Genomic DNA, 24242 nt, shown 5'->3' with positions numbered 1-24242 from the left:
CCCCCCCCCCCCCCCCCCCCCCCCCCCCCCCCCCCCCCCCCCCCCCCCCCCCCCCCCCCCCCCCCCCCCCCCCCCCCCCCCCCCCCCCCCCCCCCCCCCCCCCCCCCCCCCACTCCGGTTTTGTAGCAGAAAATTCCGCAATAACTTGTTCTTCATTTTCAGTCGTTCGATTTCATATTGGTAGCCTTTTTCACTTCCCACGGCCCCTTTTTTGATTCCTCTGGATGTTTTAGCGGCATCGCCGCATTGAGTCGTGCCTGTTCCCGACCATATCGATTGCCCCGGTTTTGATATGCCTCTTTTCCATTCCCGGCAGATCTGTAATCTGCCGCCGAGTTTTTCCTTCTTCTCGCAACAGAATAATCTACGGTTCCAGCTTTTTTATGTCTACCCCTTGTCTTTTGCTCACACCCCCTCATGTAGTACTTTTATTTTCCTACATTAGGGGGCGCCTTGTCTATTATCCGTTTTACCGGTTCGGTTCAAATTCCTTGAAGGCACTCTTTTTTGAGAGTAAGAGACAGAACAATAGTGAAGAGCGTTGTACAGGACTCTTGGATTGCCTTATGCGCAGCCTGCACTTCCGGCTTGGTGGAAACTTCTGCTACGCCGACGCGCCACCAATTCTCATAACCGACAGACATCGTCTTAGGCAGAACTTTCATCTCAATCACAGTGGAAACGGCCTGCTTCTTAGCGTATTCAATGGTGGCTTTCAGCTCATCCATGGTCTTGACGGCGTAGGTCTTGCAGCCATATGCTGCACCGATCGCCGCATTGTCAATCTGGCTGACCTTGCCCTTGCGGATGCCGTTGGTTACGCCTTCTTCCAGCATGTTCTTCTCGGTGCAGATGGAGGCGTTGCTCTGACCAACTTCGGGGCTATTGATGCAGACAAAGGAAGCATTGTCAAACAGCATGACGTTAATCTTCTTGCCGATCTCGACCGAGGCAATCAGCTCGGAGTGCAGCATGTCGAACGAACTGTCGCCGCACATCGTGCAGACTTCCTTGTCCGAGCAAGCGAGCTTTGCGCCCAGTGCAGAGGTGATTTCGTAACCCATGCAGGAGTAGTCATACTCCACATGACAGGTGTTGATCTTGGGGACGCGCCGCAAACCCTGCATGTCGCCCAGCAGGGAGCCAGCAGCCGCACAAACAATAGCGTCGTCGTCAATCAGGTGGTTGATGGCACCGAGCGCCGTAGTTTGGCACAGCTTGCAGGCGGTGTGCGGCAGGCAGGATTGCTTACCGTCAGACGAGCGCGGCCGGGAGCGCAGTATAACGCGCGGCAGCTCAAGGAAATGGTAGGATATCTGGGCGAGCATTTTACAGAGTCGTTTTCGCTGACTGCAGTGGCGGCGCGTTTTGGCTTGTCGCCTTAGTATTTCAGCAGCTTTTCCGGGAGAATTTCGGACGAACGTTCGCGCAGCATATCAATTCTCTGCGTATCGAGCAAGCGGCGCGTCTGCTGCGCAAAAGCGATCTTCCGGTAATGGAGGTCGGTTTTCATGCCGGATTCGATAATTTCGGCTATTTTGTTAAGCGGTTTTGTACAGTATACGGTGCTTTATCTAAAAATCACCCAAAGCGGTTTGGTGTAATATCGGTAAATGAAAACGGGCGGCTTCGGATGATATCCGAAGCCGCCCGTTGATTATGTTGTGATGAGAAAGCAGTACCGCTGTGGTCATTCAAACCGAAGTTTGACGTTTTCCCGCCGACACAGGTCGACATATTCCTTCGGCGGTTCACGGTCGGTGATAAAGGCGGTCAAATCCTTGAGATGGCAGAAGGTGACAATGGCCTCCTTGCCGATTTTGGAGGAGTCGACCATACCGTAAATCATGTCCGCGCGATGAACAACCGCGCGCTTAATCTCCGCCTCGAGGAAGGTCGTATTGGTCATGCCGGCAGTCAGGGATACACCGGTTGCGCCCATGAAGGCTTTGTTGATACGCATGGCGCTGAGCGATTCAATCGTGGACAGGCCGACGAACGAGTCGGTTGTCGGGCTATAGATGCCGCCAAGCGAAATAAGGTTCAGATTATCGTATTTAGATGCCTCGCTGAGCGCACCGAGCGAATGGGTGATGATGGTGATGCGCTTTTTGGCAACAAGGAAACGCAGCAGACACAATGTCGTCGTGCCGGAGTCGATAAAAATGGTGTCGCCGTCGGCGACCTCCTCAGCGGCCAATCGGCCGATGAGAGATTTGTCAATCGGATTGAGTCCGGAACGAATGGGCGTCGGCACGGCACCGGAGGGAACAGTGGCAGTAACGCCGCCGTATACCTTGGTAATATGCCCGCGCGCCTCAAGCTCATTTAAATCGCGGCGGATGGTGTTCTTGGAAACACCGAAAACCTCACATAGTTCATCAATGCTGACGGTTTCGCGTGAAATAACATATTGTTCAATCGAATTGAGACGGCTGACTTTCATCTTCCTTTTCCCCATTCTTACCCGGAAATTAACCAGAATAATTTTTTATAGTTTATCAAAAAATGAATAAATTGTCTACTGTTAAAAAAATGACGGAAATGGGGAAACGTATTTTATATTATAAATTATTGTATGCGTGTGCGTGAACGCATAAATATTTTTCGCATTTAAAAGAAAAATTTAAATTATAAATATTTCTTGGTGGAAATAAGATGGTTGTTTTTTGGTCATATCTATTAAGTGGGCGGATAGGCTGGGGAAATCAGGGGTGCAGCGATAATTCCGAGATGAATACTCAAGAAAATACAGAAATACAACCAATATATAACAAATAGGTTGTAAGAAATGACAGTATTTTTATAAAATATACCGAAAAGTACAAAACAAGGGATGGAATTTTTGTGAACAAATGTGTGAATTCTGGTTGAAATTTGGGTAGCTTGGTGATACACTGTAATCATTGTACAGCGGTCAGCCGCCGCTGTTGCCGGAAACTGTTCCGTGGAGAGAAAATATTTTGAATTAGGCAGGTGTATGCAATGCAGAAAGCAGAAAAGATGCAGGAGCTTCGCGTATTTGCGCAGGAAATCCGTCTGGAAACCCTGAAAACCATCGGCTCTCTCGGCTTTGGCCATGTGGGCGGTTCAATGTCCATCATTGACGCGCTGGCCGTTCTGTATGGTGACGTTATGAAGATTGATCCGAAGAACCCCCGTTGGGAGGATCGCGACTGGTGCGTGCTGTCCAAGGGTCATGCTGGCCCGGCGATGTACGCTACTCTTGGACTGAAGGGCTTCTATCCGATAGAGGATGCCTACACGCTGAACCAGCCGCATACCAACTTCCCGTCGCATACCGACCGCACCAAGACCCCTGGCGTTGACCTGACCACCGGTTCGCTCGGCCAGGGCATGTCCACCGCCACTGGCGCGGCGCTTGGCAACAAGATCGACGGCCGCGATAACCACGTATTTGTTTTCGTTGGCGACGGCGAAGCGGATGAGGGCCAGATTTGGGAAGGCGCTCAGTTCGCCGTACATTACCAGTTGGACAATCTGGTTTGCTTCGTCGATGATAACAAGTATCAGCTCGACGGTGCGTGCGAAAAAGTCATGAAGCATGCCAAGGGCATCGGCACCAAGTTTGCAGCGTTCGGCTGGAACGTAGTCGAGTGTGAAGACGGCAACGATGTCGAGCAGATTTACGACGCGATCCAGACCGCTTACGCGACCAAGGGCGTTCCGACCTGCATTGTGCTCCATACGGTCAAGGGCAAGGGCGCGACCTTTGCCGACGGTACGGGCGCGCATTCTTCTCAGCCGTCCAAGGAGCAGTGGGATGAAGCCATTGCTTATGCTGAGAAGCAGCTCGCCGAGATCAAGGCACAGTAAGGGAGGGTACGAATATGAGCTTTACTTTGATTGGCAAACACGAAAAGGATTCTCGTGCAAACCGCGACGCTTATATTAACGCGATGCTCGAGATGATGGAAAAAGACCCGTCGGTGATACATGTTGACTGCGATCTTGAGAACTGCATCAACACCGGCAAGCTGGCTAAGGCTTATCCGGAGCGCACTATTAACGCAGGTATTGCGGAAGCCAACGCAGTAGGTGTTTCCGCCGGTCTGTGCGCGACAGGCAAGACCGTATTTGTGCACTCTTTCGGCTGCTTTGCTTCCCGTCGTGTGTTTGATCAGGCCTTCATGAGCGCGGCTTATGCTAAGCTCCCGGTCCATATCGTCGGTTCCGACCCCGGCGTGTGTGCGGCGTATAACGGCGGCACCCATATGCCGTTTGAAGACTGTGCACTGTACCTGTCCATCCCGGACGCGGTTGTCATCGAGCTAGCTGACTACGCGCAGACCAACTGCCTGACCAAAAAGCTGGCCGCTTCCGGCAAGTTCTCTTATATGCGTATGGTTCGCAAGGCCTTTATCACCATTTACGAAGACGGCTCGGATTTTGAAATCGGTAAGGGCGTTACGCTGAAGGAGGGCAAGGATGTTGCCATCATTGCTTCCGGCATCATGGTGGATGAGGCGCTCAAGGCACAGGAGGAGCTGGCCGCTGAGGGCATCTCTGCAAAGGTAATCGACATGTTCACATGGAAGCCGCTCGATGAGCAGCTTATCATCGACTCCGCCAAGGAGTGCGGCGCAATTGTAACCGCTGAGAACCATCAGGTTACGTGCGGCCTTGGCTCTGCGATTGCCAATGTTGTCATCCAGAACTGCCCGGTTCCGATGGAGATGGTCGGCGTTGAGGATCGCTTCGGACAGGTTGGCGCGGAGAGCTTCCTGCGTGAGGAATACGGCCTGACCGCAGCGCATATCGTTGAGGCTGCCAAGAAGGCAATTTCCCGCAAGTAATCCCAAACAAAGCTCAGGCGCGCTGCTGATGCAGCGCGCTTTTTCTGACTTGCGGGTTTGGCCATTCTGCCTCTATGCAGAAGGGTTATTTTGCGGTAAACTGATATTCAAGAAAATTTATACACGAAGCTGATGGAGGAAATAACATGGATCTGAAAGAGCGCGCGCTTAAGGCGCATGAGCAGTGGGGCGGTAAGATTGAGGTTGTTGCACGCTGCGAGGTCAACAGCAAAGAAGATCTTTCGATTGCTTATACGCCGGGAGTGGCCGAGCCGTGCCTGAAAATTAAGGACGATCCGTCCTTAAGCTACACCTATACCCGGCGGCACAATCTGGTTGCCGTTATCACGGACGGCACGGCAGTGCTGGGCCTTGGCGACATCGGTCCGGAGGCTGGTATGCCGGTTATGGAGGGTAAGTGCGCGCTGTTCAAGGCCTTTGCGGATGTGGATGCGTTCCCGCTTTGTGTCAAGAGCAAGGACGTGGATGAGATCGTGCGCACGATTGAGCTGATCTCCGGCTCGTTCGGTGGCATCAATCTGGAGGACATCGCCGCGCCGCGCTGCTTTGAGATTGAGCGCAAGCTCAAGGAGGTATGTGATATTCCGGTGTTCCACGACGACCAGCACGGCACGGCGGTCTGCTGCGGTGCGGCGCTTATCAACGCCTGCCGTCTGACCGGTCGCAAGGTGGAGGATATCAAGATGGTGGTCAACGGTTGCGGCGCGGCTGCGATTGCCGTGACCAAATTCCTGATGTTCCTCGGTATTCAAGACGTGACCATGGTCGAGCGGTTTGGTATCGTCTGTGAGGGAGATGAGAGGCTCAATCCCGCGCAGGCTGAGATGGCGAAGGTCACCAACCGCAGCCATATGACCGGCACGCTGGCGGATGCCATCAAGGGTGCGGATGTATTCTTCGGTATGTCGGCGCCGCAGGTGCTGACCAGCGAAATGGTTGCCACCATGGCGGCAAATCCGATGGTGTTTGCCATGGCCAATCCCGTGCCGGAAATCTGGCCGGAGGATGCCAAAAAGGGCGGCGCAGCGGTCGTTGGCACCGGTCGGTCGGATTATCCCAACCAGATTAACAATGTGCTGGCGTTCCCGGGTATCTTCCGCGGTGCGCTGGATGTGCGCGCCAGCGACATCAATGAGGAAATGAAGCTCGCCGCGGCCAAAGCGATTGCCCGCTGCGTATCGGATGAGGAGTTGACTGCGGAATATATCATGCCGATGGCATTTGACGAAAAGGTCATCCGTGCGGTTGCGGACGCGGTTGCGCAGGCGGCGCGCGACTCGGGTGTGGCGCGTATTTGACAGGCGGAACGGTGAGAAAACAGGGTGTTGTGTACTCGCGCACATCAGAGCTGTGAATTCACCCCCAAAATGCGTTTGTTTTTAGGCAATAGTTGAGTACTACAAGGATAGTAACGGCGCATGCGGTATAATGGATGAAAATGAAGTAAATAACACATGTTAGATCTGAGCAAAGTGAAGCTGGGCATTTGCCCGACTGACTGGTTCAATGACGATATGTGGGATATGGGCGGCGAAGTCGTTCTTAAGAAGTAAAAGCATACATAAACACAAAAATCCTGCTCTGTTTGGAGCGGGATTTTTTTACATTGGAGGGGATATGGGCAGAGTAAGTGTGCGGACTTATACGATGTGTGGTGCAGTTGTGCATAAATTGTAAAATCCATAGCGAAACCCTTTGCAAAAAAGGCGTTTATAGGGTAGAATAGAAAACGGGAAAATGAAGCAAGGAGTGTGGAGCATGGAAACACAGAGATATAAACGCGTTCTCATAAAAATCAGCGGTGAAGCACTGGCCGGGGACAAGCATTTCGGCCTGAATTTCGATGTGATTGGCCCGGTATGTGATGTGATAAAAAAATGCAACGAAGAGGGCTGCGAGATCGGTATTGTAGTCGGTGGCGGTAATTTCTGGCGCGGCGTCAAGGACGGCGGCGGTAAGATGGAGCGTACGCGCGCCGATCACATGGGCATGCTGGCGACGACCATCAATGCGCTGGCGCTGGCTGATGCGCTTGAGCAGCGCGGCGTGCCGGTACGTGTGCAGACCGCAATTGAGATGAACCGCATCGCAGAGCCGTATATTCGGCAGCGCGCGACGCGCCATCTGGAAAAGGGGCGCGTGGTCATCTTCGGCTGCGGTACGGGCAACCCCTTCTTCTCAACCGATACCGCGGCGGTGCTGCGTGCGGCCGAAATCGGCGCGGAAGTCATTTTGCTGGCCAAAAACGTCGACGGCGTATATGATTCCGATCCGGCGAAAAATCCTGATGCGAAGAAGTATGACCGCCTGACATATATGGACGTGCTCAATCAGGGCCTCGGTGTAATGGATACGACCGCGACCTCGCTTTCCATGGATAACCACATTCCGATTTTGGTATTTGCACTTTCCGATCCGGAAAATATTTATCGTGCAGTCAACGGCGAAAAAATCGGCACGATTGTAGAGGAGGACAAATCATGAAGGCTCAGCTCAATGCTTATGAGGAAAAAATGAAAAAAACGATCGACGTACTCGCCAAGGAGTTGGCGGCTATCCGCGCAGGCCGCGCAAATCCGGCGGTACTCGATAAGATTACGGTCGAGTATTACGGCGCGCCGACGCCGCTCAATCAGGTGGCTGCGATTTCTTCGCCCGACCCCCGTTCGCTTGCGATCCAGCCGTGGGACGGATCGATTCTCAAGGTAATCGAAAAGGCGATTCAGGTATCCGATCTGGGCATCAATCCGCAGAATGACGGCAAGCAGATTCGTTTGAACTTCCCGCCGCTGACGGAGGAGCGCCGTAAAGAGCTGATTAAGGGCGTTTCCAAGACGGGCGAGGAATCCAAGGTTGCACTGCGCAATATCCGACGCGACGCGATTGATAAGTTCAAAGCGGCGCATAAGAAGAGCGAAATGACCGAGGACGAGCTGCACGAGGGCGAAGAGAAGATGCAGAAGCTGACGGATAAGTACGTCAAGGAAGTTGATGCCATGGTTGCCAAGAAGTCCAAGGAGTTGGCAGAGGTGTGACGCGCCGCGCATCGCTCTGAAAGAAAAGCAAACAACATTGGGGGGCGGCGGCATGGCCGCCCCTTTGCATGGGGGAAGTATTTGTGGGTCTGTTTACACGGAAAAAGAAAGTAGCCGTACCGGAAAATCGTCCCGTGCCGCGGCATATCGCGGTCATCATGGACGGCAATGGCCGCTGGGCGAAAAAGCGCGGACTGCCGCGGCAGGCAGGGCATAAAGTCGGTGCAGAAACATTCCGCACGATTGCGACTTACTGCAAGGACATTGGGGTACAGTATTTTACAGTGTATGCGTTTTCCACCGAAAACTGGAAACGGCCGCAGGAGGAAGTGAACGCACTGATGAACCTGTTTCGCACCTACCTGAAGGAAGCGGCGGAAACCATGTTTCAGCGTGGGGTCGCGGTGCGTGTGCTGGGCGATTTGACACCGCTGCCTGAGGATATCCGTGCGCAGATCCGCGAGGTGGATGAGATTGCCGATCGGCTGGGGCCGGATGCGGCGACGGCTTCCCTGTGCATCAACTATGGCGGACGGGATGAAATCAAAAACGCGGTTCGGGCCATCGCGGAGCAGGTGAAAAGCGGCGCGCTTGCGCCGGAGGATATCACCGAGGAGACGATCGGTGCGTATCTGTATACCGCACACATGCCTGATCCGGATCTGATTATCCGGCCGTCCGGGGAGATTCGCACCTCAAATTTTCTGTTATGGCAGTCGGCCTATGCCGAGTATTATTTTACTGACGTGTTATGGCCGGATTTTAAGACCGCTGATATGGATGCGGCGATTGACGTGTTTAACAAGCGCAATCGCCGATTCGGCGGCGTATAAACAGACGGAGCGAGGTGTAAAGATATGAAAGCAAGAGTGTTGTTCGGTGTGGTCGGCTTTGTGTTGGTGCTGCTTGCGCTGTATGTGTTTCCGTCGATCGTGTTGGAACTTGCGGTCGCAGCGCTGTGCGTATTAGCGACGTACGAGGTGCTCGGCCCGACCAAGCTGGTGCATAACCGGCTGGAGCTGCTGTTGTGCCTGCTGGTCGCGCTGGGGCTGGCAATCGGCCATTTTGACATATTACCGCTTGACTTGCAGGATGTGGTGCAGGGCCTGATTTTCGTGCTGCTGATTGGATCGTTTGCAATCGAATTGAAATTTCATAATAGAATGAACGTTTCGCAAGTCGCATGGGGTTTCTTCGGCGCACTCATTGTGCCATATCTCATGCTCAGCCTGCTGCGCATCTATCAAATGGACTTCATGCCGATTGGACAGACCGACTTTCGAGCGGGACAGTTCATTGTGCTGCTGCCGCTGCTCGCCGCATGGGGCGCGGACACCTGTGCGCTGTTCGCCGGTATGTTTTTCGGAAAGCATAAGCTCGCGCCGGTGGTCAGCCCCAAAAAAACGGTGGAAGGCGCGGTAGGCGGCGTGATTGGCGGCGCGGTGCTGGTGCTGCTTGTCGTACTGCTGATGAATGTGACGCTTGGTCTGAAGATGCCGCTGTGGGCGGCGGTCGTGCTGGGCGCGGTCGGCGCAATGCTGGGCGAAATAGGAGACCTGTCCTTTTCGGTCATCAAGCGGCAGACCGGCATCAAGGATTACGGCCATATCTTCCCGGGGCATGGCGGTGTGCTCGACCGGTTTGACAGCGTATTGTTTGTCGCACCGTTTGCGGAAATCCTGTTCCGAATCATCTGGTAAGGGTGTGTTTTATGAAAAAAATTGCGATTTTAGGCGCAACGGGTTCGATCGGCACACAAACGGTCGATATTTTGCCCTCGATTGACGCTGAAGTTGTCGCATTGACGACAAACAGGCGCATAGACTTACTCGAAGAGCAGGCGCGCGCGCTGCATCCGAACATGGTATGCGCGTTTGATGAACCAGCCGCGCGCGACCTCAAGGTCAAGCTCGCGGACACGGATATTCGCGTGCTCAGCGGCATGGAGGGCCTGACGGCTTGCGCGGCGGAGAGCGGCGCAGACATCGTCGTGACCGCGGTGGTCGGCATGGTTGGACTCCTGCCAACGCTGGCCGCTATTGATGCGGGCAAGGATATTGCGCTGGCCAATAAGGAAACACTCGTATGCGCGGGTGAGCTGGTTATGCGCGCGGCGCGGGAAAAGGGCGTCAAAATTCTGCCGGTCGATTCCGAACATTCGGCAATTTTTCAGTGCGCACAGGCCGCACACAGTAATCCGCTTGCAAAAATCATCCTGACCGCGTCGGGCGGTCCGTTTTTCGGGAAAACCGCATCAGAAATGCGGTCGGTGACGCGTGAGCAGGCACTTGCGCATCCGAATTGGTCGATGGGCGCAAAAATCACCATTGACTCGGCGACCATGATGAACAAAGGGCTGGAATTTATTGAGGCCATGTGGCTGTACGACATGCCGCCTGAGGATATCGAAATTGTCATTCATCGGGAAAGTATCGTTCATTCCGCGGTAGAGTTTGCCGACGGCGCGATGATCGCGCAGCTCGGCTTGCCCGACATGCGTCTGCCGATTCAGTATGCGCTGACCTATCCTGCGCGGGTGCCTTGCAAGGTACCAAGGTTGTCACTGGCGGAGGCCGCGAAGCTGACCTTCTATGCACCTGATTATGAGGCGTTTCCGGCACTGAATCTTGCACGACAGGCGGCGGAGCGCAAGGGCGACCGCGGTGCGGTGCTCAACGGCGCAAACGAAGCGGCGGTCGGCCTGTTTTTAGAAGGCCGCATCGGCTTTACCGAGATTGCCGAGCGGGTGGCACGGGCGCTGGATGCGATTGCGTATCGCAGCAGCATCACGCTGGAAGATGTGCTTGCGGCTGACCGTGCCGCACGGGAGAGCGTTTTAGCATAAAGCAGGTTTATTCTGTCCTGTGGGAGGAGAAGTATTTTGCTGCAAATCATACTGGCGATTCTGGCGTTTGGCATGCTGGTTATTGTGCATGAATTCGGACATTTTATCACAGCCAAGCGCGGCGGGGTACAGGTCAATGAATTCTGGATCGGTATGGGGCCGACACTGCTGAAAAAGCAGTATCACGGCACGTTGTATTGTTTGAAGCTGCTGCCCTTTGGCGGCGCGTGCGTGATGGAAGGGGAGGACAGCGAAAGCGAGAACGAGCACGCATTCGGCAAGGCAAGCCTGCCCCGACGCATGCTCATCGTTGCCGCAGGCGCGCTGATGAATTTCCTTGTCGGTTTTCTGATTGTGCTGGCGGTCATGCGGCCCAACGGACTGGACGGCGGCTATATCGTCTCGACGCTCGCGTCGGTCGACCCGGCGAGCACGGCCGCGGCAGAAGGCGGCCTGATGGCTGGAGATGAAATCCTCAAGGTGGACGGATATCGGATTCTGCTGCGCAGCGATTTTGAAGTTGCACTTGCACGCGGCGAGGATACGACCTATGAGGTTGTCGTGCGGCGAAACGGAGAGAAAATCACGTTGCCTGCCGTCAAATTGGAGGCAACCATCGATGCCGGGGATGGACGCAAGATGATTGGTCTGACCTTTGCCGAGCAGCCGGACAGCATCGGCCTTCATTTGAGCATGGCGGTGCGCACCTCGGTCAGCTATGCGCGCATGGTTTGGGCGAGTCTCGGCATGCTGGTGAGCGGACAGGTCGGCGTCGACCAGCTGTCCGGGCCGGTCGGCGTTGCTGAGGTGATGGCGGACACGGCAAAATACAGCATGATTTCATTCTTCCAGCTGGTCGCGTTTATTTCCATCAATCTGGGTGTGATGAACCTGCTGCCGCTGCCTGCGCTGGACGGCGGGCGGCTGCTGTTCCTTATCATAGAGGCCGTGCGCCGCAAGCCGGTGCCGCCCAAGTATGAAGGGTATATCCATGCGGCGGGACTGGTGCTGCTGCTGGCGCTGATGGTGTATGTGACGGGACAGGATATTTTGCGCATTGTTGCGGGAGGTTCATGAGCATGAAGCAAACCAAACAGATTATGGTGCGGGATGTGCCGATTGGCGGGGGTGCGCCGATCGTGGTACAGTCCATGACCAATACGGATACGCGCGACGCGAAAGCAACGCTTGCGCAGATTCGCGCGCTGGCGGAAGCGGGCTGCGATATTGTCCGCTGCGCCGTGCCGGACGCGCAGGCGGCGGATGCGCTTAAAGAGATTTGTGTCGGTTCACCCATCCCGGTCGTGGCGGATATCCATTTTGATTATCGGCTTGCGCTCGCGTCCATCGAGGCGGGCGTAGATAAAATCCGTCTCAACCCCGGCAACATCGGCGGCTCAGACCGCGTGCACGCAGTCGTGCAGGCGGCAAAGGAACGAAAGATTCCCATTCGTATCGGGGTCAATTCCGGTTCGGTCGAAAAGCATATTTTAGAGAAATTCGGCGGCCCCACGCCCGAAGCAATGGTCGAGTCTGCTTTGTATCATGTCGGTCTGCTCAATGACTGCGGGTTTGACGATATCTGCATATCGATCAAGTCGTCCTCTGTGCCGTATACCATGCGGGCATATCTGCTCGCGCACGAAAAGACGAACTATCCGTTGCATCTCGGTGTGACCGAGGCGGGCACCGAGTACATGGGCACCATCAAATCCGCGGCGGGCATCGGAGGTCTGCTTGCGCTCGGCGTGGGAGATACCATTCGCGTATCGCTGACCGATGATCCGGTCAAGGAAATCTATGCGGCAAAGGCTATTCTCAAGGCAGTCGGCCGTGCAGAGGACGGCATCAACGTTGTTTCCTGCCCGACTTGCGGGCGCACCCGCATTGATCTTATCGATATTGCCAAAGAGGTCGAGCAGCGCTGTATGAACATCCACGGCAAAAAGCTCAAGGTCGCGGTGATGGGCTGTGCGGTCAACGGCCCGGGTGAGGCGCGCGAAGCGGATCTCGGTATCGCGGGCGGCGACGGTGTCGGCCTGATTTTCCGCAAGGGGGAAATTATCAAAAAGGTGCCGCAGGAACAGTTGGTGGACGAGCTGATGGGCATGATCGAGCATTTTGAAGCATAATTCGGAGGAACGGTCAAATTGGCTGGTAAACTGATAGATTTATTTCAAAACTGTAAATTGTTGATGGAAGAACAGCACCTCGCCTCAGGCGAGGTGCGTTCTCTCGCGTTTGGAGATAATAACACAGTGATGGTGGTCGAGCTGGACTTGAAGCAGGTCGTCAGCCGCAAAACCCTTGCCAAGACGGAAAAGCAGATTGCAAAGCAGTACGGCCTGAGCCGCGTGTGCATTGAGCCGCGCTATACCATGCCGGACGGCCTGACAGACGCGTATATCCGCTCGCTTTATGAAGATATGGCATTTCGTATGCCGTCTGCGCGCGGTTTGCTCGATTGCGGTAAATGGCAGTATACGGACGGCACACTGCAAATCCCGATGGATGAGGTCAGCGAACGCCACTTCGCAAATGCACTGCGCCATTTGGAAGCGCGTATCCTGCGTGAGCTTGGCGCACCCTGTCCGGTGCATGCCGTGCGGGCGGAAGTCTGCGATTTTGTGCCGGCATCTGACGCGCCGCGGCGCGAAGAGATTTTGCAGAAGGCGATCGAGCAGGCAGCGGCAGAAACGCCTGCCGAGCCGAAACCCAAAAAGCCGCGTCCCGCACCGCGGCAGGAGCACACCGGATATCAACGTCCGCGCGCGGAAAAGGTCCGCGAAGATGATTTGATTTTTGGTAAGCTGATACAAGACCCCATCATTTCGGTCAACGAAGCGATTGCGGCGTACGATATGGTCACCATTCAGGGCGAGGTATTCTTTACCGACAACAAGGACATTCACAGCAAAAAGACTGGTAAGGACTATGTTAAAATTGCCTTTGATATGACCGATCGTACCAATTCCGTGCGTGTTTCCAAGTTCCTCGCCGCAGATAAGGCGGGGGATACCGCATCCAAGATTAAAAACGGTCTGTATTGCACGGTACAGGGCAAGATGGTGTATGATTCCTATGCCAAAGAAATGGTTTTGGAGCCGACCGGCATCGTCAAGGCGAAAAAGCCGATGCGGCAGGATAAGGCTGAGGGCATGAAGCGCGTCGAGCTGCATCTGCACACCAACATGAGCGCAATGGACGGCATGACCTCAACCGCGGCGCTGCTGTGCCGTGCGGCGCAGTGGGGGCATCGCGCGATGGCGATTACCGACCATGGCGTGGCGCAGGCGTTTCCTGAAGCACTGCACGCACAGGAGGGCAAGCAGAAAAGCATCATCGGGGACATGAAGATTATCTACGGCATCGAGGCGTATTACATCAACGACGAGGATACGCTTTCGGTCGTGCGCGGCAAGTCGGCCGAGCCGCTGACGGGTACATTCATTGTCTTTGACTTGGAAACCACTGGCCTTAATCCAGCAAGCGAGGAAATCACCGAAATCGCGGCGGTACGCATCGTGGACGGCGCGATTCAGGACAGCTTTCAGACCTATGTCAATCCGCATAAGCCTATTCCCGAGGAAATTACCAAGCTGACCGGTATTTCGGACGAGACGGTCGCGGACGCGCCCGAGCTTGCCGAGGCCGTGCCGAAATTTCTTGCGTGGGCGGGCGAGGGAAACTATCCGCTTGTCGCGCATAACGCGGGCTTTGACATGGGCTTTTTACGCACGGCCTGCAAGCGTCTGGAAATCGAGCGGGACTTTACCGCTATCGATACGCTGGAAATGAGCCGTCTGATGCTGCCGCATCTGCATAAGTTTAAGCTCAACATTCTGGCGAAGGAGCTGGCGGTCGGCCCGTTTGAGCATCACCGCGCAAGCGAGGATGCGGCCGTGCTGGGGCGTATTTTTGTAAAGCTGCTCGCGCGGCTGAAAGATGAGTTGCATGCAGTCACGACGGCGGACATTAACCCGGTTCTCGCCGCAACAACCGACCGTAAAAACAAGCTGAAAAACCTGCCGCGTTATCACTTTATCATTTTGGTGCAGAACCAGAAGGGACTCAGAAACCTATATCAGCTGATTTCCAAGAGCTTTCTGGAATACTACAATAAGCGCCCGATTATGCCGCGTAGTGAGCTGATTCGTCATCGTGAGGGGCTGATTTTCGGCTCGGCGTGTGAGGCGGGGGAGGTGTTCCGTGCGCTGACGAACGGCGCAGAGTGGGATGAGATTAAGCGGCTTGCATCCTTCTATGATTATCTGGAAATCCAGCCAATCGGCAACAACCAATTCATGATTGCCAAAGGCATGGCAAAGGACGATGAGCAGCTGCGCGATTGGAACCGGGATATCCTGCGGCTGGCCGACGAATTGGGCAAACCCTGCTGCGCGACTGGCGACGTGCATTTCCTCGAGCCCGAGGATGAGGCGTTCCGCCGTATTCTGATGGCGGGACAAGGATTCGGTGACGCGGATAATCAGGCGCCGCTGTATTTCAAATCCACCGACGAGATGCTCAAGGAGTTTTCCTACCTTGGAGAAGACCGCGCGTATGAGGTCGTGGTCAAGAATACCAATAGGATTGCGGACTTGTGCGATGCTATCCGCCCCGTACCGCGCGAAAACTACCCGCCGCACATCGACGGCTGCGAGGACGACCTGCGCAATATGTGCTATGAAAAGGCCAAGCGCATTTACGGCGACCCGCTGCCTGAAATGGTGCAGGCTCGGCTCGACCGTGAACTCAATTCCATCATCGGCAACGGCTACGCAGTCATGTATATCATTGCGCAAAAGCTGGTGACAAAATCGCTTGCGGACGGCTATCTCGTCGGCTCGCGTGGTTCGGTCGGCTCGTCGCTGGCAGCGTTTATGTCGGATATCACCGAAGTAAATTCGCTCGCGCCGCACTATTTGTGCCCGGATGATAAATACGTTGAGTGGCATGAGGAATACTCCTGCGGCGTCGACCTGCCGGACAAAATCTGTCCGAATTGCGGTAAGCCCCTGACCAAACAGGGATTTAATATTCCATTTGAGACGTTTCTGGGGTTTGAAGGCGATAAAGTACCCGATATTGACCTGAATTTCGCGGGCGAGTACCAGTCGCGCATCCATTATTATACGGGTGAGATTTTCGGGCATGACCATGTATTCCGCGCGGGTACGATTGGTACGGTTGCGGAAAAAACCGCCTATGGCTATGTCAAAAAGTACATGGATGAGCGCGGCATCGAGTGCTCGCGGGCAGAGGAAAACCGCCTTGCCGCGGGCTGCACGGGCGTGCGCCGTACTTCGGGTCAGCACCCCGGCGGTGTGGTCGTTGTGCCCAAGGAAATCGAGATTTACGATGTCTGTCCGGTGCAGCATCCGGCGGATGACCCGGATTCGGACATCATCACCACCCATTTTGAATATCACTCCATCGACGCGAACCTCTTGAAGCTCGACGAGCTGGGACACGATGACCCGACCATGATTAAGCACCTGGAAAACTTGACCGGTGTCAACGCGCAGGAGATTCCGCTCGACGACCCGGATACGATGAGCCTGTTTCATTCGTGCAAGGCGCTCAAGTACACGGGCGAAAATCCTGACACCGACCCGATTCTGGGCGACCTCGGCTGTCTGGCGGTGCCGGAGTTCGGCACCAAGTTTGTGCGCGGCATGGTTAAGGAGACACATCCTTCTACCTTTGCCGAGCTGGTTTCGATTTCCGGTCTGTCGCACGGCACGGATGTGTGGCTGGGCAATGCGGCGGAGCTGGTGCGTAAGGGTATCCCGCTGTCCGGCTGTATCTGCTGCCGCGACGATATCATGAACTATCTGATTTTGCAGGGCGTGCAGCCCAAGCTCTCGTTTAAAACGATGGAGTCCGTGCGTAAGGGTAAAGGCTTGACCGAGGAAATGGAGGGCGCGATGCGGGAGCAGAACGTGCCCGACTGGTATATCGACTCGTGTAAGAAAATCAAGTACATGTTCCCCAAAGCGCATGCGGTGGCCTATGTTATGATGGCGTTTCGCATCGCGTGGTTCAAGGTGCATCGACCGCTTGCGTTCTATTCGGCGTACTTTTCGGTGCGTGCCAAAGGATTTGACGCTTCATGTATGATTAAGGGCGACAAAGTGGTACAGGATAAGATGCGCGAGCTGGCGGTCAAGGAAAAGGAAAAGACCATTACCGCAGCGGAAAAGGAAATGTCCACCACGCTCGAGGTCTGTCACGAGTTTTACCGCCGCGGCTTTACCTTTGAGCCAATGGATATTTATACCTCGGATGCGACCGACTTTCTTGTGACCGAGAGCGGATTGATTCCGCCGTTCTCCTCAATGCCCGGCATTGGCGAACAGGCGGCGCAGAACATCGTGGAGGAACGAAAAAACGGCAAATTCCTCTCGGCAGAGGAGCTCACTGTGCGCTGTCCCAAGGCATCCAAGGCGGTGGTCGAGCTGCTTGATCAGATTGGCGCACTTGGCTCGATGCCTAAGACCACCCAGATTTCACTGTTTGCATAAACGGAAAGGCAATAAAAGGAGGATACTACCGTGGCGAAGTATGAAAAGCATCTCACCGGCGATTTTGACGCATTTCTCGATTACTTATTTGACGGTATCATGAACGGCAGTGCGTCCGCTTCCTATGAGGACGGCAGCGAATGGACAGCGGATGGCGTGCGTGTAGCGGTGCGCGTGTTTGAGCGGTACAGCTGGACGGGCAGCAATCGCGTGAGCCTGAACCTGACGCTCGCGGGCAGCGGGAACCAGCTGTTTTTGACTGCGATTACCTCGGGCGGCAGTCAGGCAGTGTTCTGGAAAATCAATACCATGGGCGAGGAAAGCTTTCTGGATAAGGTGATCGAACTGGCCGAAAGCTACGGCGGAGGTGCGTGACTGTGTACTGGATTTGTTTCGGGGACAGCGCCAAAGGCTGCCTTGCAATGGCGCGTAAAGCCATGGAGCCTTCTGTGGAAGTGGAACAGATCCTTGCGCTTTCGGATGACTATTCACAGGGCGATATTCGGGATGTGACCGACCGCGCCGCACGCGCGGACATCCTGACACCGTGGCGCGGTGACCCGGAGCTGGATGGCAAGTGGCAAGCCGAGTATCAGGAACGGCACTGGAAAGTGCTCGAACAGCTGGACGAGGTGGATGAGGCGGTCATCTGGTATGCGGGCGGCAACGCTTTGGAGCAATGCGGTCTGCGGTATGTGGTCAGCCGCTTGTATCGAAAGCATATTCCGGTGTGGGTGGCCGAGGTGGACTGGATGCCGGTACAGGAATATTCCAAGGCGACGCCAATTGATCGGAATGCAGGCGTGTTGGGGATTGTTACCGACAGCCGATTGATGAACGCAGTATTCCGTTTCATGCCGCAGTTCCTCCTCCGACGATATGCAGCGCGGATCGACCGCCGCAGCCGGGAGGCGCGGCAAAAAGCATCGCCGCGTGCAGGTATGGTTTATTATTCAACAGTGGGGGAGGCCGAACCTGGTATTCTCCCCTACTTTTACAAACGCCGCCGTCAGCTGACCGAGACCGAGCAGGCTGCGCTGCTGACGGAATGGACGCGCATGCAGGAGGAGAATACACCGCTGCGCGCCATGGTGAACGGCAAGGTGCAGTCGGTACCCGAAGATTATTACGATGAAACCATTTTATCCTGTGTACCGGAGGAAGAGAGTCACGCGGCGTTAACCGTTGGCAGAGCGTTGTGCAAGCTCTCCGAGACAGGCAACTGGGTCAGTGATATGCTGATTTTTTCTCGTATCCGCGCGCTGGGCGCTGGGGGACGGCTGGAGATTGTACAGGACGGCGCGACATACCGCGAAATGACCATCCGCAAAATCGGGGGTTGACAGATGGTATACAAATATGATATTATTTTAGCGAGATAAAGTAATAAAGGGGTTTTGCGGTTATGAACCGTTTTCGTATTTCCACTCCCGAAGGGACACGCGATTTGCTGTTTGCTTCCTGCCGTGCACTGCGGCAGACCGAGTACGCAATTCGTACCGCGTTGGAGGGCTGTGGATACAGTGAAGTGATTACGCCTGCGGTAGAGTATTTCGATGTGTTCGCACAGGCAAACCCGGAACTGGATCAGGAGAATATGCTCAAGATTATCGACCGATCGGGGCGTATTTGCGTGGCGCGGCCGGACAACACCACGCCGATTGCCCGCATTGCAGCGACTCGGCTGGATGAGGCGGCGCTGCCCGTTCGGCTGTATTACAGCCAGAAAGTGTTTCGCTCGGTCGTAGGCGGGCATGGGCACAAGGGGGAGTTTCTGCAGGTCGGCGCGGAACTTATCGGTGCGGATGGTCTGGAAGCCGACAAGGATATTCTGTCGGCGGCGTTCGGTGCGCTTACCGGTACGGGTGTGGATAGTTTTCGCATTGAGTTGGGCCACGCGGAGATCTATAAAGCGCTGATTGAAGAGTTGGGCGTGGATGCGCAGACGGCGGAGAGCATTCGCCGGTTGATTGAAAATAAGTCCTTTGCAGCGCTGGGCGACGCGCTTGCGCCTTACGGCGAGCGGCCCGCAGCCAAAGCGCTGGGCGCAATGCCGCAGCTGTTCGGCGGCATAGAGGTGCTTGACCAGGTTGAGGCCCTGACCGGTAATGTGCGTGTGCTCGGCGCGGTGTCCTATCTGCGTCGGCTGTACAAGGCGCTGGACGCGGCAGGCTATGGCAGCCGCATCATGATAGACCTTGGTCTGGTGCATGAGATGGATTATTACACCGGCGTGATGTTCCGCGGTTATATCGGCGGCGCGGGCGCGGCGATTCTGTCGGGCGGACGATACAATGCGTTGTGCGCGAAATTCGGCAAGGATCTGCCCGCAGGCGGCTTTGGTATCGATGTGGAGAGCGTCGCGGAGAGCTTGCAGGGAGCGGCGCATCCGGAGGCAGCGACCCGCCGCGATACGGTACGCATCGCACTGACCAAGGGACGGCTGGAAAAGAAAACGCTCTCGCTGCTCAAAGCGGCGGGCTATGATATCTCCGAGTTGGAAGCCGGCTCGCGCAAGCTGATTTTCGCCTTACCGGACACGGGGGTGGAGATTGTGCTGGCCAAGGCAGCAGACGTTATCACCTATGTGGAGCACGGTGTGTGCGACATGGGCGTGGTCGGCAAGGATACCATCATGGAAAAGGGCGGCAGTTTTTATGAAATGGTCGATCTCGGCTTTGGGAAGTGCCGTTTTGCGCTGGCGACTAAAAAGGGCAAGGACGTGTACGGCGGCTACAAAACCCCGGTCATTGCGACTAAGTACCCGGCGGTGACCAAGGCTTTCTTCAACAAGAAGAATATGGACGTGGAAACCATTAAAATCGAAGGCTCGGTGGAGCTTGCACCGCTGTTGGAGTTGGCGGATGCAATTGTTGATATTGTTGAGACCGGCACGACGCTCAAGGAGAACGGTCTTGAGGTAATCGAGGATGTCGCGCCCATCTCAGCGCGCGTCATCGTCAATCTGGCGAGTGCAAAGATGAAAAAAGCTGCCATCCAGCAGGTGATTTCCGATCTGGAAAGCGGTTTGGAGGGATAATATGTTTTTGAAAACCGTGCTTGCGGACGGCCGGGCCGAACAGACCGTCATCCGCGAGATGGAAGCGCGCGCGGCAGGCGCGCGCGGAGATATCGAGCAGACTGTCCGTACCATTATGGAGGATGTGCAGGCGCGCGGTTGGGACGCGGTTTGTGAATACGCGGAGAAATTTGACAAACGCGAGCCGTATATCATCGCGCCTGAGCAGCTCGATGCAGCTTATGCCGCCTGTTCGCCCGCGCTGATTACCGCGCTTGAGAAGGCGGCGGCCAATATCCGCGATTATCATGAGCAGATGCTTGCCAAGTCGTGGGAATGGAAGCGCAGCGAGGGAGAAATCCTCGGCCAGACGGTGCGAGGCCTTGCGCGCGTCGGCCTGTATGTGCCGGGCGGTACGGCTGCCTATCCGTCGAGCGTGCTGATGAACGCGGTGCCTGCTAAGGTCGCGGGCGTGGGTGAGTTGATTATGGTGACCCCGCCGACGGAAAACCTCTCAATTGAAGTGTTGGCAGCGGCGAAAATCGCGGGTGTGGATACCGTCATCGCGATTGGCGGTGTACAGGCAATTGCTGCGCTGACCTACGGCGCGGGCTTTATCCCGCAGGTGGATAAGATTGTCGGTCCGGGCAATGCCTTTGTCGCGGCGGCGAAAAAGTTGGCCTTCGGCACGGTGGATATTGATATGATAGCCGGACCGAGTGAGGTGCTGGTGATTGCCGACCACACGGCCAATCCCACTTGGGTCGCGGCCGATCTTTTGAGTCAGGCTGAGCACGATAAGCTTGCCTCTGCCGTGCTCCTGACCGATTCGATGGCACAAGCGCAGGCCATTTCCTGTGAGATGGAGCGACAGGCGAAGCTGCTGCCGCGTTATGACATCACTAAGGAAAGCGTGCAAAATTACGGCTGTGCGATCGTGTTTGATGATTTGAAGGATGCCTGCAAAATGGCGGACGTCGTCGCACCCGAGCACTTGGAGGTTGTGACGGCAAATCCGCGTGAATGGTTGCCATATCTGCACAATGCAGGCGCGATTTTCCTTGGGCAGTATGCGCCTGAGCCGCTTGGCGACTATATGGCAGGCCCTTGCCATGTGCTACCGACCTCGGGCACGGCGCGGTTTTTCTCGCCGCTCTCGACCGATACGTTTCTCAAGAAAACCAGCGTGATTGAGTATACGCGCGACGCACTTGCGGGCTATGCACAGGATATCATCGCGCTGGCGCAGAGCGAACATCTGGACGCGCATGCAAATTCCATTGCGGTGCGTTTTACGGAGGAGGACGAGAATGAGAAAGGCTGAAATCACGCGCAAAACCAAAGAAACCGACATCACGCTTTCGCTTGAACTGGAGGGTGGAGAGCGCAAGATTGACACCGGCATCGGCTTTTTTGACCATATGCTGAACAGCTTTGCCGTGCACGGCGGCTTTGGCCTGACGCTTGGTTGCAAGGGCGACCTTGAGGTCGACGGTCACCACACGGTGGAGGACTGCGGTATTGTGCTCGGGCAGGCGCTCGCGCAGTGCTTGGGAGACAAGGCGGGTATCGCGCGCTTCGGACAGGCGTTTGTGCCGATGGATGAGGCGCTCGGCTTCTGTGCGCTGGACATTTCCGGCCGTCCGTATCTGGTGTTTGCCGCGCCCATGCCGCAGCCCATGTGTGGGACATACGACACCTGCCTGACGGTGGAATTTATGCGCGCACTTGCGGTGAACGCGGGATTGACGCTTCACCTCAAGGCCGAATACGGCGATAATGCGCATCATATTACCGAAGCGTTGTACAAGGCGCTTGCGCGCGCGCTCAAACAGGCGGTGACGGTGACAGGCGGCGGCGTGCTGAGTGCAAAAGGAGTGCTGTGATGGGCTATATCGCAATTGTGGATTACGGCGCGGGCAATCTGATGAGTGTGCACAACACGCTGGATTTTCTGGGTTATGAGAACAAAGTCGCGGACACGCCTGCGGTGATTGAGCAGGCTTCCGGCGTGATATTACCGGGCGTTGGTGCATTTCCGGACGCGATGGACGCCCTGCACGCTTCGGGGCTGACCGATGCGGTGCTGCGTGCGGCGGAAGAAAAGCCATTTCTGGGTATCTGTCTTGGCATGCAGATGCTGTTTGACGAGTCGGATGAGGTGCGTCCCTGTAAAGGCCTTGGGCTGCTGCCCGGTCGCATCGAGCGTATCCGGACCGAACTCAAGCTGCCGCAGATTGGCTGGAATGCGCTGGAGGTGCTGCGCCCCAACGCAATGACCGAGGGCGTTGCAAGCGGGGACTATGTGTATTTCGTGCATAGCTTTATGGCGTGTCCGACAGAGGAACGTGATTTGGCCGCTGTGACTGACTATGGCGCGCGGGTACCCGCAATGGTGGCGCGCGGAAATCTATTTGGATGCCAGTTTCACCCGGAAAAAAGCGGAAAAGTGGGACTGTTGATGCTTCAAAACTTTGCAAAACTGACGGAGGTGGGGAAATGAAGTTTATCCCGGCAATTGATTTAAAGGACGGACAGTGTGTGCGTCTGAAAAAGGGCGATTATGATACCGTACACAAGGTGGCGGAGGACGCGGTCGAGACGGCGCGCAAGTTTATCGCGGCGGGCGCGACCATGATCCACATGGTTGATTTGGACGCGGCAAAAGACGGATCTCACGCTAATTACGGCGTAGTCGAGCGCGTCATCCGTGAGACTGGCGCGACCGTTGAGCTGGGCGGCGGCGTTCGTTCTATGCAGGATGTGGAGGCGGTGCTTGCGTTGGGCGTCAAGCGCGTCATCATTGGCTCAGCGGCGGTACGCAACCCGCAGTTTGTGGCCGAAGCCGTCAAAAAATATGGAGATAAGATTGCGGTCAGCATTGATGCAAAATCCGAGACCGTGCGTACCGACGGCTGGCTGGGTGACAGTGGTGAGAATTACATTTCGTTTGCCGAGCGTATGGAATCCTACGGTGTCAAGACCATTATTTTTACCGATATCGACAAGGATGGTATGCAGTCGGGCCCGAACTTTGACCAGCTGGCCGCGCTGCGTGCGACCGTATCCTGCCGCATCGCAGCGTCGGGCGGTGTGTCCACGCTGGAGGATATTCGTCAGCTCAAGCGGCTGGGTATTGATGCAGCCGTTGCAGGCAAGGCGGTTTATACGGGAAAACTGAATTTGTCGGCGGCGATTAAGGAGGCCGAATAATGCTGGCCAAACGCATTATTCCCTGTCTGGACGTCAAGGATGGACGGGTGGTCAAGGGCGTCAATTTTGTCGGCCTGCGCGACGCGGGCGACCCGGTGGAGTTAGCCAAATTCTACTCGGCAGAGGGTGCGGACGAAATCGTATTCCTCGATATTACGGCGACGAGCGACGGCCGTGACACGATTGCGGACGTGGTGCGCCGCACCTGCCGTGAGGTGTTTGTCCCGGTCACCGTGGGCGGCGGCATCCGTACGGTGGACGATTTCCGTGACATCCTGCGCGCGGGCGCGGACAAGATTTCGGTTAATTCCGCAGCGGTTAAAAATCCCGGCTTAGTGGACGCCGCAGCGGATAAATATGGCAGCCAGTGCGTGGTTGTCGCCATCGACGGCCGCCGAACGGGGAAAACGCCGTCGGGCTTTGAGGTGTATGTTGCGGGTGGCCGCACGCCGACCGGTATAGATGCGGTCGCGTGGGCGCGTGAAGTGTATGAGCGCGGCGCGGGTGAGATTTTGCTGACCTCGATGGACAAGGATGGAACGAAAAGCGGCTTTGATCTTGAACTGACGCGCGCGGTTGTGGACGCGGTCGGGATTCCGGTGATTGCGTCGGGCGGCTGCGGTGCGCTCGACCACTTTTCCGAGGTGTTTGAGCAAACAGGCTGCGATGCTGCGCTGGCCGCTAGCCTGTTTCACTATCGTGAGTTGACCGTGGGTGAGGTGAAAGCCCATCTGCATGAGAAAAACATTCCGGTGAGGTTGTAAG

Annotated in this window: 22 protein-coding genes and 1 pseudogene; 21 read left to right on the top strand and 2 right to left on the bottom strand. The window is 55.7% G+C overall.

The window, feature by feature from the left end; genetic code table 11:
* Positions 1-482 precede the first annotated feature (482 nt).
* Positions 483-1328 carry a thiamine pyrophosphate-dependent enzyme gene (locus ACTQ3V_RS01910; protein ID WP_441466031.1) on the bottom strand — a complete coding sequence of 282 codons (846 nt, stop codon included), beginning with the start codon at positions 1326-1328 and terminating at the stop codon, positions 483-485.
* On the opposite strand from ACTQ3V_RS01910, the gene ACTQ3V_RS01905 reads away from it, so the two are divergent.
* Positions 1313-1657 carry a helix-turn-helix domain-containing protein gene (locus tag ACTQ3V_RS01905; RefSeq protein ID WP_441466037.1) on the top strand — a complete coding sequence of 115 codons (345 nt, stop codon included), beginning with the start codon at positions 1313-1315 and terminating at the stop codon, positions 1655-1657. The genes ACTQ3V_RS01910 and ACTQ3V_RS01905 overlap by 16 nt on opposite strands.
* Before the next feature lie 33 nt (positions 1658-1690).
* On the opposite strand, the gene ACTQ3V_RS01900 is transcribed toward ACTQ3V_RS01905, so the two are convergent.
* Positions 1691-2446, bottom strand: a complete 756-nt coding sequence (locus ACTQ3V_RS01900) for a DeoR/GlpR family DNA-binding transcription regulator (RefSeq protein ID WP_441466030.1) — start codon at positions 2444-2446, stop codon at positions 1691-1693.
* Positions 2447-2985: 539 nt separating this feature from the next.
* Here ACTQ3V_RS01900 and ACTQ3V_RS01895 point away from each other — a divergent pair.
* The 20 genes and pseudogenes from ACTQ3V_RS01895 to hisF all read left to right on the top strand — a co-directional run bounded on the left by ACTQ3V_RS01895 (position 2986) and on the right by hisF (position 24241).
* Positions 2986-3837 carry a transketolase gene (locus tag ACTQ3V_RS01895; protein WP_441466029.1) on the top strand — a complete coding sequence of 284 codons (852 nt, stop codon included), beginning with the start codon at positions 2986-2988 and terminating at the stop codon, positions 3835-3837.
* 14 nt (positions 3838-3851) lie between these two features.
* Positions 3852-4817, top strand: a complete 966-nt coding sequence (locus ACTQ3V_RS01890; RefSeq protein WP_441466028.1) for a transketolase family protein — start codon at positions 3852-3854, stop codon at positions 4815-4817.
* A 146-nt stretch (positions 4818-4963) separates the two neighbouring features.
* Positions 4964-6136, top strand: a complete 1173-nt coding sequence (locus ACTQ3V_RS01885; protein WP_441466027.1) for an NAD(P)-dependent malic enzyme — start codon at positions 4964-4966, stop codon at positions 6134-6136.
* A gap of 460 nt (positions 6137-6596) precedes the next feature.
* Positions 6597-7322 carry a UMP kinase gene (gene pyrH, locus ACTQ3V_RS01880; RefSeq protein WP_125115840.1) on the top strand — a complete coding sequence of 242 codons (726 nt, stop codon included), beginning with the start codon at positions 6597-6599 and terminating at the stop codon, positions 7320-7322.
* Positions 7316-7873, top strand: coding sequence for a ribosome recycling factor (frr, locus tag ACTQ3V_RS01875; RefSeq protein ID WP_441466036.1), 558 nt, complete (start codon positions 7316-7318; stop codon positions 7871-7873). Before pyrH ends, frr begins: the two co-directional genes overlap by 7 nt.
* Before the next feature lie 83 nt (positions 7874-7956).
* On the top strand, positions 7957-8706 hold the full coding sequence (gene uppS / locus ACTQ3V_RS01870) for an undecaprenyl pyrophosphate synthase (protein ID WP_441466026.1): 750 nt from the start codon (positions 7957-7959) through the stop codon (positions 8704-8706).
* 24 nt (positions 8707-8730) lie between these two features.
* Entirely contained in the window at positions 8731-9573 is an 843-nt protein-coding gene (locus ACTQ3V_RS01865) for a phosphatidate cytidylyltransferase (protein ID WP_441466025.1), read from the top strand.
* Between the two features lie 11 nt (positions 9574-9584).
* A complete protein-coding gene (locus ACTQ3V_RS01860) occupies positions 9585-10718 on the top strand; it encodes a 1-deoxy-D-xylulose-5-phosphate reductoisomerase (RefSeq protein WP_441466024.1) in 1134 nt (377 codons plus the stop codon).
* A 36-nt stretch (positions 10719-10754) separates the two neighbouring features.
* The gene (gene rseP, locus ACTQ3V_RS01855) at positions 10755-11795 is read left to right on the top strand and encodes an RIP metalloprotease RseP (RefSeq protein ID WP_441466023.1); all 1041 of its coding nucleotides are present in this window, start codon (positions 10755-10757) and stop codon (positions 11793-11795) included.
* Positions 11792-12850: a flavodoxin-dependent (E)-4-hydroxy-3-methylbut-2-enyl-diphosphate synthase gene (ispG, locus tag ACTQ3V_RS01850; protein WP_441466022.1), complete on the top strand. Its 1059-nt coding sequence runs from the start codon at positions 11792-11794 to the stop codon at positions 12848-12850. Before rseP ends, ispG begins: the two co-directional genes overlap by 4 nt.
* A gap of 18 nt (positions 12851-12868) precedes the next feature.
* Positions 12869-17245: a PolC-type DNA polymerase III gene (locus ACTQ3V_RS01845; protein WP_441466021.1), complete on the top strand. Its 4377-nt coding sequence runs from the start codon at positions 12869-12871 to the stop codon at positions 17243-17245.
* Positions 17246-17275: 30 nt separating this feature from the next.
* The gene (locus ACTQ3V_RS01840; protein WP_441466020.1) at positions 17276-17620 is read left to right on the top strand and encodes a DUF6054 family protein; all 345 of its coding nucleotides are present in this window, start codon (positions 17276-17278) and stop codon (positions 17618-17620) included.
* 2 nt (positions 17621-17622) lie between these two features.
* Entirely contained in the window at positions 17623-18588 is a 966-nt protein-coding gene (locus tag ACTQ3V_RS01835) for a DUF3658 domain-containing protein (RefSeq protein WP_441466019.1), read from the top strand.
* A gap of 62 nt (positions 18589-18650) precedes the next feature.
* Positions 18651-19607: pseudogene (gene hisZ / locus ACTQ3V_RS01830) on the top strand (ATP phosphoribosyltransferase regulatory subunit); the annotation flags it as partial.
* 9 nt (positions 19608-19616) lie between these two features.
* Positions 19617-20285: an ATP phosphoribosyltransferase gene (gene hisG / locus ACTQ3V_RS01825; RefSeq protein ID WP_441466035.1), complete on the top strand. Its 669-nt coding sequence runs from the start codon at positions 19617-19619 to the stop codon at positions 20283-20285.
* 1 nt (position 20286) lies between these two features.
* A complete protein-coding gene (hisD, locus tag ACTQ3V_RS01820) occupies positions 20287-21588 on the top strand; it encodes a histidinol dehydrogenase (protein WP_441466018.1) in 1302 nt (433 codons plus the stop codon).
* Positions 21575-22150 carry an imidazoleglycerol-phosphate dehydratase HisB gene (gene hisB, locus ACTQ3V_RS01815; protein WP_441466017.1) on the top strand — a complete coding sequence of 192 codons (576 nt, stop codon included), beginning with the start codon at positions 21575-21577 and terminating at the stop codon, positions 22148-22150. The genes hisD and hisB overlap by 14 nt, the downstream gene beginning before the upstream one ends.
* Positions 22150-22767, top strand: a complete 618-nt coding sequence (hisH, locus tag ACTQ3V_RS01810; RefSeq protein ID WP_441466016.1) for an imidazole glycerol phosphate synthase subunit HisH — start codon at positions 22150-22152, stop codon at positions 22765-22767. The genes hisB and hisH overlap by 1 nt, the downstream gene beginning before the upstream one ends.
* On the top strand, positions 22764-23477 hold the full coding sequence (gene hisA, locus ACTQ3V_RS01805) for a 1-(5-phosphoribosyl)-5-[(5-phosphoribosylamino)methylideneamino]imidazole-4-carboxamide isomerase (protein WP_441466015.1): 714 nt from the start codon (positions 22764-22766) through the stop codon (positions 23475-23477). The genes hisH and hisA overlap by 4 nt, the downstream gene beginning before the upstream one ends.
* Complete coding sequence (gene hisF / locus ACTQ3V_RS01800) at positions 23477-24241, top strand: imidazole glycerol phosphate synthase subunit HisF (RefSeq protein ID WP_441466014.1); 765 nt, start codon at positions 23477-23479, stop codon at positions 24239-24241. The genes hisA and hisF overlap by 1 nt, the downstream gene beginning before the upstream one ends.
* Position 24242: the final 1 nt, after the last annotated feature.

The organism is Candidatus Agathobaculum pullicola, assembly GCF_052117205.1.
Lineage (GTDB): Bacteria > Bacillota > Clostridia > Oscillospirales > Butyricicoccaceae > Agathobaculum > Agathobaculum pullicola.
Note: the sequence above shows the minus strand (reverse complement) of the source record. Positions and strands in the feature narration are given on the sequence as shown.

Excerpts from the sequence above, each read along its gene's own strand:
- ACTQ3V_RS01890 (WP_441466028.1), top strand. The coding sequence starts at position 3,852 with ATGAGCTTTACTTTGATTGGCAAACACGAAAAGGATTCTCGTGCAAAC.
- hisF (WP_441466014.1), top strand. The coding sequence starts at position 23,477 with ATGCTGGCCAAACGCATTATTCCCTGTCTGGACGTCAAGGATGGACGG.
- ACTQ3V_RS01885 (WP_441466027.1), top strand. The coding sequence starts at position 4,964 with ATGGATCTGAAAGAGCGCGCGCTTAAGGCGCATGAGCAGTGGGGCGGT.
- hisD (WP_441466018.1), top strand. The coding sequence starts at position 20,287 with ATGTTTTTGAAAACCGTGCTTGCGGACGGCCGGGCCGAACAGACCGTC.
- pyrH (WP_125115840.1), top strand. The coding sequence starts at position 6,597 with ATGGAAACACAGAGATATAAACGCGTTCTCATAAAAATCAGCGGTGAA.
- ACTQ3V_RS01910 (WP_441466031.1), bottom strand. The coding sequence starts at position 1,328 with ATGCTCGCCCAGATATCCTACCATTTCCTTGAGCTGCCGCGCGTTATA.
- hisB (WP_441466017.1), top strand. The coding sequence starts at position 21,575 with ATGAGAAAGGCTGAAATCACGCGCAAAACCAAAGAAACCGACATCACG.
- hisA (WP_441466015.1), top strand. The coding sequence starts at position 22,764 with ATGAAGTTTATCCCGGCAATTGATTTAAAGGACGGACAGTGTGTGCGT.
- hisH (WP_441466016.1), top strand. The coding sequence starts at position 22,150 with ATGGGCTATATCGCAATTGTGGATTACGGCGCGGGCAATCTGATGAGT.
- ACTQ3V_RS01865 (WP_441466025.1), top strand. The coding sequence starts at position 8,731 with ATGAAAGCAAGAGTGTTGTTCGGTGTGGTCGGCTTTGTGTTGGTGCTG.
- ACTQ3V_RS01900 (WP_441466030.1), bottom strand. The coding sequence starts at position 2,446 with ATGAAAGTCAGCCGTCTCAATTCGATTGAACAATATGTTATTTCACGC.
- ACTQ3V_RS01895 (WP_441466029.1), top strand. The coding sequence starts at position 2,986 with ATGCAGAAAGCAGAAAAGATGCAGGAGCTTCGCGTATTTGCGCAGGAA.
- ACTQ3V_RS01860 (WP_441466024.1), top strand. The coding sequence starts at position 9,585 with ATGAAAAAAATTGCGATTTTAGGCGCAACGGGTTCGATCGGCACACAA.
- ispG (WP_441466022.1), top strand. The coding sequence starts at position 11,792 with ATGAGCATGAAGCAAACCAAACAGATTATGGTGCGGGATGTGCCGATT.